The sequence below is a fragment of the Nocardioides litoris genome, assembly GCF_006346315.1.
GTDB classification, from domain to species: domain Bacteria; phylum Actinomycetota; class Actinomycetes; order Propionibacteriales; family Nocardioidaceae; genus Nocardioides; species Nocardioides litoris.
This window is the reverse complement of record NZ_VDMR01000007.1, coordinates 26,463-40,288: the sequence shown is the minus strand read 5'-3', so window position 1 is coordinate 40,288 and position 13,826 is coordinate 26,463. Positions and strand designations below refer to the sequence as shown.

Annotated in this window: 8 protein-coding genes; 5 read left to right on the top strand and 3 right to left on the bottom strand. The window is 72.0% G+C overall.

Annotation, left to right across the window (positions count from 1 at the left end):
- Positions 1–902 (top strand): PLL family lectin (locus FJQ57_RS22670; RefSeq protein WP_211349106.1); only part of this gene is annotated, 902 nt, incomplete at its 5' end.
- 64 nt (positions 903–966) lie between these two features.
- Here FJQ57_RS22670 and FJQ57_RS17935 read toward each other — a convergent pair.
- Positions 967–1,797, bottom strand: a complete 831-nt coding sequence (locus tag FJQ57_RS17935) for a type IV toxin-antitoxin system AbiEi family antitoxin domain-containing protein (RefSeq protein WP_139982980.1) — start codon at positions 1,795–1,797, stop codon at positions 967–969.
- A 10-nt stretch (positions 1,798–1,807) separates the two neighbouring features.
- Positions 1,808–2,101: a cyclic-phosphate processing receiver domain-containing protein gene (locus tag FJQ57_RS17930; protein ID WP_170219494.1), complete on the bottom strand. Its 294-nt coding sequence runs from the start codon at positions 2,099–2,101 to the stop codon at positions 1,808–1,810.
- 304 nt (positions 2,102–2,405) lie between these two features.
- Here FJQ57_RS17930 and FJQ57_RS17925 point away from each other — a divergent pair, with 304 nt between their 5' ends.
- Positions 2,406–6,185, top strand: a complete 3,780-nt coding sequence (locus FJQ57_RS17925; protein WP_139982976.1) for an Eco57I restriction-modification methylase domain-containing protein — start codon at positions 2,406–2,408, stop codon at positions 6,183–6,185.
- A gap of 482 nt (positions 6,186–6,667) precedes the next feature.
- Here FJQ57_RS17925 and FJQ57_RS17920 read toward each other — a convergent pair whose 3' ends face one another.
- Entirely contained in the window at positions 6,668–7,663 is a 996-nt protein-coding gene (locus tag FJQ57_RS17920) for a tyrosine-type recombinase/integrase (protein WP_211349103.1), read from the bottom strand.
- Between FJQ57_RS17920 and FJQ57_RS23070 the strand changes: the two genes are divergently transcribed.
- The 3 genes from FJQ57_RS23070 to FJQ57_RS17910 all read left to right on the top strand — a co-directional run bounded on the left by FJQ57_RS23070 (position 7,662) and on the right by FJQ57_RS17910 (position 13,766).
- The gene (locus FJQ57_RS23070; RefSeq protein WP_211349095.1) at positions 7,662–7,904 is read left to right on the top strand and encodes a hypothetical protein; all 243 of its coding nucleotides are present in this window, start codon (positions 7,662–7,664) and stop codon (positions 7,902–7,904) included. The two genes, FJQ57_RS17920 and FJQ57_RS23070, sit on opposite strands and share 2 nt — an antisense overlap.
- Positions 7,905–8,073: 169 nt before the next feature.
- Positions 8,074–12,585: a fibronectin type III domain-containing protein gene (locus tag FJQ57_RS17915; RefSeq protein WP_170219493.1), complete on the top strand. Its 4,512-nt coding sequence runs from the start codon at positions 8,074–8,076 to the stop codon at positions 12,583–12,585.
- 356 nt (positions 12,586–12,941) lie between these two features.
- The gene (locus tag FJQ57_RS17910; RefSeq protein ID WP_139982970.1) at positions 12,942–13,766 is read left to right on the top strand and encodes a hypothetical protein; all 825 of its coding nucleotides are present in this window, start codon (positions 12,942–12,944) and stop codon (positions 13,764–13,766) included.
- Positions 13,767–13,826: the final 60 nt, after the last annotated feature.

Here is a 13,826-nt window from a genome sequence, read left to right as displayed (position 1 = left end):
GCGGCCAATACACCTGGTCCTCCCCCCGCACCTACACCTCCGGCGGCATCACCTTCACCAACGACCGCTACTCCACCAACTCCCTGACCAGCCAGAACTGCGGCCGCCCACCCGCACCCACCGCACCCACGCCCGCGCCGGTCGGCTCGGCGCCCGGCCTGTTCGAGGTGGCTCGCCACGCCGACGGTCGCCTCCAGGTCTTCGCCGTCGGGCAGGACAACAAGGCCTACACCAAGTCCCAGACCGCTCCCAACGGCGACTGGACCCCCTGGTCCCAGCTCGGGGTCGGCACCTTCGACCGCAAGTCGACCCTGACCACCCTCACCAACGCCGACGGGCGGCTCCAGCTCGTCGTGGTCGGACAGAACGAGAAGGTCTACTCCATCGCCCAGACGGCGCCCAACGGCGGCTGGACAGGCTGGTACCAGTTCGGCGAGGGCACCTTCGACCGCCTCTCGACCCTGACCGCCGCCCGCAACGCCGACGGTCGCCTCCAGGTCTTCGCCGTCGGGCAGGACAACAAGGCCTACACCAAGTCCCAGACCGCTCCCAACGGCGACTGGACCCCCTGGTCCCAGCTCGGGGTCGGCACCTTCGACCGCAAGTCGACCCTGACCACCCTCACCAACGCCGACGGGCGGCTCCAGCTCGTCGTGGTCGGACAGAACGAGAAGGTCTACTCCATCGCCCAGACGGCGCCCAACGGCGGCTGGACAGGCTGGTACCAGTTCGGCGAGGGCACCTTCGACCGCCTCTCGACCCTGACCGCCGCCCGCAACGCCGACGGTCGCCTCCAGGTCTTCGCCGTCGGGCAGGACAACAAGGCCTACACCAAGTCCCAGACCGCTCCCAACGGCGACTGGACCCCCTGGTCGGAGTTCGCGGGCACGTGGGACCGATGAAGGTGGTGTCCAGAGCGCGCCCCGCACGCACCGCCGCCGCGGGGGAGCCGTCGAACGCGGGGGCCTAGAGGGCCGCAAACCGGGCTGCGGCGACCAGTTCGATGTGGTCTCGTCGGAACCAGAGCCGCCCGCCGTGCCGCTCGCAGGGCAGGTAGCCGCGGGCGGCGCGCTGCCGGACACCGGAGGGGCTCAACCGCAGCATGATCGCCACGACGGCGGTGGGTAGCCAGACGTGGTCCAAGTCTGGCGGGGCCCCGCCTCGGGAACGGGCGGCCTCTTGCCGTGCCCGCGCGGCAGCCTCCGCCTCAGCCTCGCGCTGCCGCGTGAAGGCCTCGACGCTGTCGCGGCGCAGCGAGGGCAAGGCGGTTCCGGGCTGGTCGCGGCGCTCGATGCGTCCGGCCTGCACGGCCCGGTGGATGGTCTCGACCGAGCAGCCGGCGACCTTGGCGGCGTCGGCCCAGGAGACCCAGGTCTGCCGCTCGGCGGCGCGGGACGCGATGGCGCGTCGCAGTACGTCTCTGCTGATCCAGCGGCGTCCTCCCACGAGCTGTCCCTCAAGCTGCCCGGTCCGCGCGAGGTGGCCGACCTGTCCGGTGGTGATGCCCAGGAGCTCGGCGGCCTCGGCGGTGGTGGCCCACTCGGCTGGGTCGGGCGATGGGGTGCGGCTGGCGCGGCGTCGCCGGCGCCGGCGCTCGGAGCCCTCTTCGCGCTGCTGCCACCAGACGGCGAACTCCTGCACCGAGGCCCGGTCGAGGCTCGGCCACCGTCCATGCCTGCTGCGGATGCGGCCCTGACGCTTCCACCAGTCGATGGTGGGCACGGGGCAGCCGACGAGCTCGGCGGCCTGCTGCCAGGTGATCCACTCCGGCGCCGGCTCGACCTCCCGTTCGGTCACGCCCGGCAGCCTAGGCCCGGTGGGTCACGCCAGGGCCGTACCGCCTGGCCATGCCGACCAGCCACTCTCGGCCCACGGGGTTGGCAGTGTGGACGTGCACTGTGGGCGGCCACCGGTCGTGCTCGCACATCCACAGCACCACGGCGCGGGTGGTGTCGTCACCGTCGCGGTCCCTGCCGAGGTCGTGGTCGAAGGAGACCGCGTCGGCTGGTTGCGCCTCGAGGATGGCGATCGCCTCCCGTGAGGTCTTGGCCCAGCGCCAGCCCTCGGGCGCCGGTCGCAGGTCGTCGATCCACAGGCGCACGAGGCGCAGCGTAGACAGCCCGAGGGTCGGAATGCTTGTGGTTTGTGGTGCGTGCGGGTGGCTCGGGGGCCGCAGCTCGGGAGCAGCCGGAGCGACTCTGGAGTCCTGCGGGAGGTGATCGGGTAGCCAGACGGCCAGCTCGGCAACGACCGTGTCGGCCTCGGCGGCACAGCCGACGGTGCTGTGAGCTCACCGGCCGCCGTTCCTGCCGTCGCCGCCCCGGACACCGGGCTCCTGGGCCCGCCGGGAAGCCGGCCGGCTCGTCCTCGTACGAGATCGACCCGACCGTAGGTAGCGTCAGCCCATGCCCGCCACCACGGCTAGAGCCGCCTTGATGGACCGCCTCGTCGACAAGGCCGGCGGCGTTCGGAGCGAGGCGACGATCCAGTCCGACGTGCGCATCCTGCTGCTGGACCCGGACCTCGGGCTGGATGGTGACGACCTAGAGGTGCACCTCGAGGCGCCGGCGGGCCACGGGCGCCGCATCGACGTGGAGGTCGGCTCCACCGTGATCGAGGTCAAGAAGGCCCTGCGCAGCCCCGCGGTGATTGACGCCGCCCGCACTCAGCTGACCGGCTACGTCACCGAGCGCGCCGCATCCACCGGACAGCGGTACGTCGGCATCCTCACCGACGGCCGCCTCTGGATCGCCTACCACGAGATCGCCGGGGAGCTCCACGAGGCCGCGCGCCACACCGCCACGGCCGGGGCCGCCGGCGCGGAGCCGCTGCTGCGCTGGCTCGAGGGGGTCCTGGCCACCAAGACCGCGGTCAGGCCGACCCCGAACGAGATCGCGGACCGGCTTGGCGCCACCAGCTCCTCCCACGCCCTGGACTTCTCCACGCTCCGGGCGCTGTACGCCGAGCACCACGCCCTGCCCACCGTCGTCCTCAAGCGCGAGCTGTGGGCCAACCTGCTCCGCAGCGCCCTGGGCACCCAGTTCATCGACGCCGACGACCTGTTCCTCGAGCACACGCTGCTGGTCAACTCCGCCGAGATCATCGCCCACCTCGTGGTCGGCCTGCCCGCGACCGAGCTCGCCCCGGCGACGCTCTTGTCCGGGGACACGTTCTCGCAGCTCGGACTACACGGCGTCGTCGACCGCGACTTCTTCGACTGGGTCCTTGAGGTGCCCGGCGGCGAGGCCTTCATCACCGGCCTGGCCAAGCGCCTTGCCCGCTTCGACTGGTCCCAGGTCGAGCACGACGTGCTCAAGGTCCTCTACGAGTCCGTCATCAGCCCCGAGACCCGCAAGGCCTTGGGCGAGTACTACACCCCTGACTGGCTGGCCCACCGCGTCGTCACCGAGCTCATCACCGACCCGCTCGAGCAGCGGGTCCTCGACCCCAGCTGCGGGTCCGGCACCTTCGTCTTCTACGCCGTCAGGCACTTCCTCAACGCCGCCGACGAGTCCGGCATGAGCTTGCCTAAGGCCATGCGGCTCGTCTCCTCGCGGGTCATGGGCATCGACCTCCACCCGGTCGCCGTCGCGCTCGCCCGCGTCACCTACCTGCTCGCGCTCGGCCGGGACCGCCTCAACGGACCCCGCGGTGACCTCTCGGTGCCGATCTACCTCGGCGACTCCCTGGGGTGGGACCAACGCGAGGACCTGATGTCCGTGGACCACCTCGTCATCCCCACCGACGTGGGCGACCAGCTCGCCTCCGCCGACCTCCGGTTCCCCGAGCACCTCCTGGCCGACAGCGCCCGCTTCGACGCCATCGTGGAGTCCCTGGTCGACGAGTCCGGCCGGGCCGCTCACAAGCCCACTAGCTCTCTGAGCCAGGGCGCGATCAGGCTCCTGGCCATCGAGGCCGCCGACCTGCCCACCCTCAACGAGAACTTCGTCCGCCTCAAGCAGCTCCACGAGGACGACCGCGACCACATCTGGTCCTACTACGTCCGCAACGTGGCCAGGCCGGCCTGGCTCGCGCGGGAGGAGAACCGGGTCGACGTGCTCATCGGCAACCCGCCTTGGCTCTCCTACCGCCACATGGAGGAGGCCATGCAGCGTCGATTCAAGTCCCTCTCCCAGGACCGCGACCTGTGGCACAACGAGACCACCGCCACCCACCAGGACCTCGCCGGGCTGTTCGTCGCGCGCGCCGTCGAGCGGTACCTCAAGCCGGGCGGGCACCTCGGCTTCGTCGTCCCCAACAGCGTCATCGACCGCGACTACTGGGCCGGCTTCCGCAATGGACGCTTCGACGGCGCCGCCGTCAGCTTCACGACGCCCTGGGACCTGCGCCGCATCCGCCCCCACCTGTTCCCCCGCGGTTCCGCGGTCATCTTCGGCACCCGCACCGCCAAGCCGGCCCGGATGCCGCGCCAGGCCCTGCTGTGGACCGGCCGCGCGCCCCACCGACACGCCAGCGTGCAGACCGCGGCTGCGCTGACCCAGGCCGTTGGCGACCTCGCGCTCGGCGCCGTCGACGATGAGAACCGCTCCCCGTACTCCACCCGGTTCGCCCAAGGCGCCAACCTGGTGCCACGGGTGTTCTTCCGCGTCGAGGAGGTCGCCGCCACGGCCCTCGGACTGCCGGCCGGGCGCAGGAACCTCCGCTCGAAGCGGTCGGTGTCCGAGAAGACGCCGTGGAAGGCCCTGCCTGACCTCACGGGCACCGTCGAGTCCGAGTTTGTCTGGCCCACGCTCCTCGGCGAGCACGTCGTCCCCTACCGCGTCACCGATCACGACCTCTTCGTGGTCCCAGTCAACCGCCAAGGTCACCTCCTGACCGGCGACAACCCCAAGGTCGACGCCTACCCGGGCCTGGCCACCTGGGTCCGCAACGCCGAGGGCCTCTGGGCCGAGCACCGCCGCTCCAAGCTCACCCTCGGACAGCAAATCGACCACATGCGCAAGCTGACCCAGCAGATGCCGCCCCCGGCGCTGCGGGTCGTCTACGCCAAGGCCGGCATGCACGTCGCCGCCGCGCTCGTGGCCGACCCCAAGGTGGTGATCGACCACAAGCTCTACTGGGCGGCCGTCAGCACCGAGGCCGAGGGCTACTACCTGCTCGGTATCCTCAACAGCCCCAGCCTGACCGAGCTGGTCCGTCCGCTGATGTCCTACGGCAAGGACGAGCGTGACATCGACAAGCACGTCTGGAAGCTGCCCATCCCGACCTACAACGGAGACGACGAGGACCACGCCGCCATCTCGGCGCTGGCGCGTCAGGTCGCCGAGGCCGTAGGACATCGATCTGTCGACAGCACGAACTTCGTGGCGGCGCGACGCGACCTGCGCGCGCACCTGGCGGCCGACGGCGTTGCGCGGGACCTCGACCGCCGCGTCCGCTACCTCCTGGGCGGCGAGGACCTGGCACCGTCGGACCTCGACGACGCGGTGGAGTCCGCCGCGGGGCTGGTCCCGCTGGCCGACCGGGCGTCCACCCGGTGGTCCATCCCCGGCTCCCGGCCGAGCAAGCCCAGCGAGATGGACTTGGACTCGATCGTCGAGATCGACGTGGACTGCGAGTTCGACCGCGACGGCCGCGTCTACCTCTGGGGCCGGACGGTCTCGACCCTCGTCGACGGCCAGGTCGAGCGCGGCAGCAGCTACAAGGCCGTCGGAGACGCCCACGAGGACTTCGACGAGGTCGAGCTGGCCCGCCGGTTCGCCGAGGAGCTCCGGGCCGACCTGGAGAACCACGCGGTCGCCGGCAACGTGGTGCACTGGTACCACTACGGCGGCACCGAACGGCATCAGCTCCGGCGACTGCTCGGCGGAGACGCTGATGACCTCCTCGCCAACGCGACGGACCTGCTCGGCGAGATCGTGCGGCCCCACTTCTACGCCCCCCAGGGATACAGCCTCAAGACCCTCGGCCGTCTCGTCGGCGCGACCTGGCGGACCCCGGGTGCCACCGGCGCCGACACCTTCGACCTCATCGACCGGGCACGCGCAGGCCATGAGTCGGCGTGGACTCGTCTGCTGGAGTACAACGAGGACGACACCCGCGCCACAATGACGCTCCGAAAGGGCATCCGCGCGTGGGCCGAGGGAGCTGACCCTGCGGTGGTTCACGCGACCGCCACGCCGGTCGTCGGGCTCGAACCGGCGGGCTCGACACCCCCGTCGTAGAGACCCGCAAGCCCCGCGGGCAGGCCGCCCGTCGCACACCGGACCGGTAGAAAAGGCTTCGTCCCCAGGCTGTGGCTCGACGCAGGGCTGCTGGCGAACCACCATTCGCGGAAAAAATCGAGGTGGCGCAGGCACCCCGCCCCTCCGGTCGCGGAAGTAGACAGGGGGGTCTTCTCAGGCCTCCGTGTTCGCCTCGACGGGCACGCGGCTGGCCGTCGGCGTCGCGGAGGCCCGGTTCCACCCTCTGAGCCAACCCCGGTGCCACCAGTGGGCGGCGTACCCGGAGGTGGGGTCGCTGCTGCCCTCGACGTAGGGGCAGACCGACGCGGGCTGGCCTGCCTCGGCGGCCTCCATCCCCCGGAAGAGGCAGTAGACGGCCAGCGCGCGGGTCGGTCGGAAGGGCGGGTGCGGCCGATGCCGGCCGGCGGCCGCGGCGGTCCCCTCGGCCCCGCTGGTCCCGCTGGTCCCGCTGGTCCGATCGGTCACTGCTCGCCCGGACCGGCGAGGTACCCGCCGAGGGCGTGGGCGGGGCTGCGGTCCAGGCTGAACCGACCCCGGTCGTACCGCCGGGTGGTCCGGGGGTCGGCGTGCCCGGCGGCGTCCTGCACGTCCTCGAGGGCGACGCCGGCCTCGCGGGCGAGGGTGACGAACGTGTGGCGCAGGGAGTGCGGGCTGATGCCGCTGGAGATGCCGGCGTCGTCGGCCAGGCGTTGGATCAGACGCCAGGCCTCGGCGCGGTCGTAGCGGCCTCCGGTGCGGGTGTCGAACAGCGGGCCGACGGGGCGGCCGCGGTCGGCCAGGTAGGTGTCGAGGACCCGGCAGACGGGGGCGGGCAGGACGATGTTGCGGCGCGCGCCGCCCTTGCGTGTGACGCCGAGCACGCGGTGACCGTGGACGGTGGCGAGGTCGGTCACGTCGGCGCTGAGGGCCTCGCTGATGCGCAGTCCGCAGTGCAGCAGCACCGAGACGAGCGCGGCGGCGCGGGGGCTGTGGTCGGCGGCGGCGTCCAGGAGGCGGCGGGCCTCGCGCCGGTCCAGGCCGAGGGTGGGTGAGTCCTGGGGCTGGCGGGGCCGCCGCACCCGCGTCGTCGGGTTCCGCTCGAGGATGCCCTCGTCGACGGCGTAGGCGTAGAACCCGCTGATGGCCACCAGGCGACGGGCGATCGTGGCCGGCGCCAGGGGACGCCGCGGCGCGGCACGGCTCGGCTCGGCTGCGCTGCCAACGGCCGTCACCTCCTCGGGGCTCGGGGAGCTCGAGGGACTGGCCGAGCTGCCGGCTCCGAGGTCGTGGACGTAGAGGTCGACCACGGACCTAGTCGCGTCGAGGGGGGCGACCTCGTGGGTCTCGCACCAGGCGAAGTAGTCGCCGAGGTCGTGCCGGTAGGCCGCGAGGGTGTGCCCGGTGTAGACGGCCAGGTACCGCAGCGCGAGGACCTCGGCCAGGTGCGGCGTCGGCACGGCCTCGAGGGGCACCAGCATGAGGTCCCGCGCGCCGCCGGCCGGCACCGGAGACACCGGCACCGAAGACACCGTCGCCGATGAGGTGGGCATGGTCGGCGTGGCCGGCCTGGCCGGCGTGGTGCAACTGGTTGAAATTTCAACGGTCACGTTTCCCACCATAAGTGTGCTTCTGATGGGAAGCAACCAAGCCGCCGCAGGGTGTGGTTCGCCCTGTGACGGGGTGTGCGCGGATGCCGGTCATGGCCTGCGGCATTCTTGAGCGGAGCCGGAGGTGTTGGCCCCACCATGGGGGCGTGTCTAGACCATCGGACGGTTCTCGCTCGGCGATGACCCTTGTCGCGCTCGTGACGCTTGCCGTGCTCTCCAGTGGCTTCCTGGCCTGGGTCTCGCCGGCGGCGGCGCATGCCGAGTCCGGGTCGCTTCCGGTCGTGAGTGGCGTGGTGGTCGACGCCGACGGGACGCCAGTCTCCGGGGTGCGGGTCAACCGGTCCGAGGCCTGCTGCACGACACCCACCGTCACCGCCACCACCGACCAGGACGGCCGGTTCAACCTCCCCGTGACCCGCGGCGGCACCTACCTGGAGTTCCAGGTCCCCCGCACCGGCCTCAGGATCAGCGCCTCGTTCCCGGTCGACGACTCCGGCGACCCCACCAGCCCCGTCGACCTCGGCGTGCTCCGCCTGCCGCGCACGATCACCAAGACCGTCCGCGTGCTCGACGCCGCCGGCAACCCCCTCGCCGGCGCCGTGGTCACCCCCAGTCAAGGCGCCACCCTCGGCTACTACATGCCGGACTGGCTGGACTCTCAGGTGCCGCTGGTCGGCGACATCAAGGTCAACGACGCCCGCCAGGACTACTCGGCCACCACCAACGCCGCCGGCGAGGTCCAGATCGAGGTGCTGCGCGTCAAGGACGACCCCAGCTTCCAGACCAGGAGCCCATCGGGCCTGCCCATCCTCAGCATCGACTTCGTCGACCCCGCCACCCAGGTGAAGCTCTGGACCAACACCAGCCACTCCACCGTCACCGACAACACCCACACCGTCACGCTGCCAGGCATCGCCCGCGTCAGTGGTGTGGTGGTCGACGCCGACGGGACGCCAGTCTCCGGGGTGCGGGTCGTCCGGTTCGAGCAGTGCTGTGCGGCACCCACCGTCCGGGCCACCACCGACCAGGACGGCCGGTTCAACCTCCCCGTGACCCGCGGCGGCACCTACCTGGAGTTCCAGGTCCCCCGCACCGGCCTCAGGATCAGCGCCTCGTTCCCGGTCGACGACTCCGGCGACCCCACCAGCCCCGTCGACCTCGGCGTGCTCCGTCTGCCGCGCGTGATCACCAAGACCGTCCGCGTCCTCGACGCCGCCGGCAACCCTGTCCCCGGCGCCACGGTGTCGCCCTACCTGGGCAGGGTCGGCTACTACATGCCGGACTGGCTGGACTCGCAGGTGCCGCTGGTCGGCGACATCAAGGTCAACGAGGTCCAGCAGGACTACTCGGCCACGACCAACGCCGCCGGCGAGGTCCAGATCGAGGTGCTGCGCATGAAGGACGACCCCAGCCCCCAGACCATGAGCCCCTCAGGTCTGCCGCCCCTCGGCGTCAGCTTCGTCGACCCCGCCACCCAGGTCAGACTCCTCGACGGCACCGCCGACTCCACCGTCACCAACAACACCCACACCGTGACCATCGACGGCTACGTGTTGCCGAAGCGACCGGACGCGCCCGGCTCGACGAGCGTCGAGCGCGGCGACCGGGCCGCGACCGTCACCTGGGACCCCGCCGCCGGCAACGGCGCCACCGTCACTAGGTACACCGTGACCAGCACCCCCGACGCCAGGACGTGCACCGCCACCGGCGCTACCACCTGCACCGTCACCGGCCTGACCAACGGCACCGCCTACCGGTTCAGCGTGGTCGCCACCAACGTCATGGGCGACAGCCCCGCCAGCACCCCCTCGCCCGAGGTCACCCCCGCCGGCGTCCCCGGCCAGGTCGCCACGCCGACCGCGACTCGCGGCGACCAGCGGGCCACCGTTACGTGGGCGACGCCCTCCGGGAACGGCACGCCCGTCATTGGCTACACCGTGACCAGCACGCCCGAGGACAAGACCTGCACCACCGCCGGCGAGCTGACGTGCACCGTCACCGGGCTGACCAACGGCACCACCTACCGGTTCACCGTGGTCGCCACCAACGCCGTCGGCGACAGCCCGACCAGCCCGGCCTCGCCCGAGGTCGTCCCCGCCGGCGTCCCCGACCAAGTCGCCACACCCACCGCCGTTCGCGGCGACCGGTCCGCCACCGTCACCTGGGACCCCGCCGCCGGCAACGGCGCCACCGTCACTAGGTACACCGTGACCAGCACCCCCGACGCCCAGACCTGCACCACCACCGGCGCTACCACCTGCACCGTCACCGGCCTGACCAACGGCACCGCCTACCTCTTCACCGTGACCGCCACCAACGCCATCGGCGACAGCCAGACCAGCCCGGCCTCGCCCGAGGTCGTCCCCGCCGGGGTCCCCGACCAGGTCGCCACGCCGACCGCGACCCGCGGGGACCGCCAGGCCACCGTCACCTGGGCGGCGGCCTCCGGGAACGGCACCCTGGTCACCGGGTACACCGTGACCAGCGCACCCGGCGCCCAGACCTGCACCACCACCGGCGCGACCACCTGCACCATCACCGGCCTGACCAACGGCACCGCCTACCGGTTCACCGTCGTCGCCACCAACACCATCGGCGATAGCCCCGCCAGCGCCCCCGCACTCGAGGTCACCCCAGCGGGGCTCCCCGACGCCCCAGCTGCGCCCGTGGCCGCTCGCGGCGACCGGTCCGCGAGCGTCTCCTGGTCGGCGGCCTCCGGGAACGGAGCTCCGGTGACCGGGTACACCGTGACCAGCACCCCCGGCGCCAAGTCCTGCACCACCAGCACGACCAGCTGCACCGTCACCGGACTGACCAACGGCACCGCCTACCGCTTCACCCTGACCGCTACCAACAACGTCGGCGACAGCCCCGCCAGCGACCCCTCGGGCGTGGTCACCCCCGCCGGCGTCCCCGACCAGGCCGCCCGGCCGGCCGCGACCCGTGGCGACCACCAGGCCACCATCACCTGGTCGGCGGCCTCCGGGAACGGCGCTCCGGTGACCGGGTACACCGTGACCAGCGCACCCGGGGCCAAGTCCTGCACCACCACCGGCGCGACCAGCTGCACCGTCACCGGCCTGGCCAACGGAACCGCCTACCGCTTCACCGTGATCGCCACCAACACCATCGGCGACAGCCCGAGCAGCGACCCCTCCGCCGAGGTCATCCCCGCCGGCGTCCCCGACCAGGTCGCCATCCCGACCGCGACCCGCGGCGACCGCTCCGCAAGCGTCTCCTGGGCGGCGACCTCCGGGAACGGCACCCCGGTGACCGGGTACACCGTCACCAGCGCCCCCGGCGCCCAGACCTGCACCACCACCAACGCCACCACCTGCACCATCACCGGCCTGGCCAACGGCACCGCCTACCTCTTCACCGTGACCGCCACCAACGCCATCGGCGACAGCCAGACCAGCCCGGCCTCGCCCGAGGTCGTCCCCGCCGGGGTCCCCGACCAGGTCGCCCAACCGACCGCGACCCGTGGCGACCACCAGGCCACCATCACCTGGACGGCGGCCTCCGGGAACGGCACCCCGGTCACCGGGTACACCGTCACCAGCACCCCCGGCGCGAAGACCTGCACCACCACCGGCGCCACCACCTGCACCGTCACCGGGCTGGCCAACGGCACCGCCTACCGGTTCACCGTCGTCACCACCAACGCGGTGGGCGACAGCCCGAACAGCGACCCCACGTCCGAGGTCACCCCCGCCGGCGTCCCCGACCAGGCCGCCCGGCCGGCCGCGACCCGTGGCGACCACCAGGCCACCATCACCTGGACGGCGACCTCCGGGAACGGCACCCCGGTCACCGGGTACACCGTGACCAGCGCACCCGGCGCCCAGACCTGCACCACCACCGGCGCGACCACCTGCACCATCACCGGCCTGACCAACGGCACCGCCTACCGGTTCACCGTCGTCGCCACCAACACCATCGGCGACAGCCAGCCCAGCCCCGACTCAGGCGAAGTCACCCCCGCCGGGCTCCCCGACGCCCCAGCTGCGCCCGCCGCCGTCCGCGGCGACCGGTCAGCCACCGTCACCTGGGCGGCAACCCCCGGGAACGGCGCCCTGGTCACCGGGTACACCGTCACCAGCATCCCCGGCGCGAAGACCTGCACCACCACCGGTGCCACCACCTGCACCGTCACCGGGCTGGCCAACGGCACCGCGTACCGGTTCACCGTGCTCGCCACCAACGCGGTGGGCGACAGCCCCGCCAGCACCCCCTCCGACGGGGTCACCCCCGCCGGCGTGCCCGACCAGGTCGCCACCCCGACCGCGGCGAAGGGAGACCGTCGAGCCTCCATCACGTGGAGGGCGGTGTCGAGCAACAGCTCGTCGGTGACGGGGTACAGGGTCGTCAGTTCACCTGGTGGCAGGACCTGCACCACCACCGGCGCCACCACCTGCACCATCACCGGGCTGACCAACGGCACCGTCTACCGGTTCACCGTCACCGCCACCAACGCCATCGGCACCGGGGCCCCGAGCCCCCTCTCGAACGCGGTGCGGCCAGCGGGCCCGCCCACCCGAGTGACGAAGCCGACCGGGACCGTGAAGGGACGAGCTGTGACCATCCGGTGGAAGCCGGCCGCGAGCAACGGCGCACCTGTGCTGCGCTACGTGGTCGACCGAGTCGGCGGGCGGGACATCTCGGTCGGTGCGACCAACCGCCAGGCCACCTTCCGAAACCTCAAGCGAGGCGTTCACCGCTTCCGCGTCATCGCCTACAACACGGAGGGAGCCAGCACGGCGAGCGCCACTGTCGTCCTGCGCGTCCGATGACCTGCCCGGTACCTCCGTCGACGCCGTAGTCGACGCCGTGGTCGACGCCGTGGTCGACGCCGTGGTCGACGCCCTCGACCGACTGAGAGAGCCAGCCAAGGACCCCGCCCTCCGAGTCACCGACGCCGCCGTCGCTGGAATGGCGGAGCCGGGCCGGGCCGATCCCGGGGGCGCGCCTCGCGGCCGAGCTCGACGTGCTCTCGGATCGCGCCGCGACGACCAGCAGCGGCCTCCTGGGCGGTCGGGCGTCCGCGACTGCCTTGGCCGCGTGCTTCGATCGGGCCATGCGACCAGTACGTCCCGGTGCGGCACGGACCGAGCGGGACGGGTGCCGCCGGTACCTGCCAACGAGCTTCATGTTCGACACCCGGGCCACCGCACTCGCCACGACGATCGAGGACGACTGGGAGCCCGAGATACGGCAGCAGTGGGAAGCGACCCACCGGCAGATCAGGGAGTCCACCGTCCACCGCCACGGCGCCGAGGACTACGAGCGCAAGATCGACGACCTGCTCGCGGTCGGCGCCTCGCCCTGGACGATTCTCGACCACCACCACCTGTTCCTTAGCCAGGTGAGAGCCTCGTTCGTGCAGGGCACCTACTACCCCGCCCTGGTCGGCGCCTGCGCCCTCGGCGAGCGGGTCCTCAACGAGCTCGTGCTTCGCATCCGCGACGACTACCCCGACCACCCCGCCACCGCCCCCGTGGCCACCCAGAAGACCCTCATCAACTGGGGGGACTGCATCCACGCCCTGGTGGAGTGGACCGTCATCGACGAGCCAACCGCGACCAAGCTCAACGACCTCAAGAAGCTCCGCCACAAGTCGGTCCACTACGGAGCCCACCTACGCGGCGACGACGGTCGCGGCGATGCGCTCGCCGCGATCTCCCTCCTCCAGGACGTGATCGGCACGCTCTTCACCCCCTTCGGCGGCCCGCCGCGCTTCATCGCCGGCACCGCGGGCCAGTCGTTCATCGCACGTGACGCCGAGGACTCCCCGCTGGTGCGCCACTTCTACCTGCCGAACTCCACCCTCGTCAGCCCCGACTACGTCGTCGCCGACCACACCCTGGCCATCGCCGACAACGAGCACTACCAGGAGCAGTTCCCCTCCCTCACCGACGAGGAGTTCGCTCAGCACCGGCGATCGGCCCAAGCACGGGCCGGCAACACCGAGTAGCAGCTCGCACCGACACGCTCAACGCCACGACGACGACCCAGCCCGGGCCGGTGGCGTCCG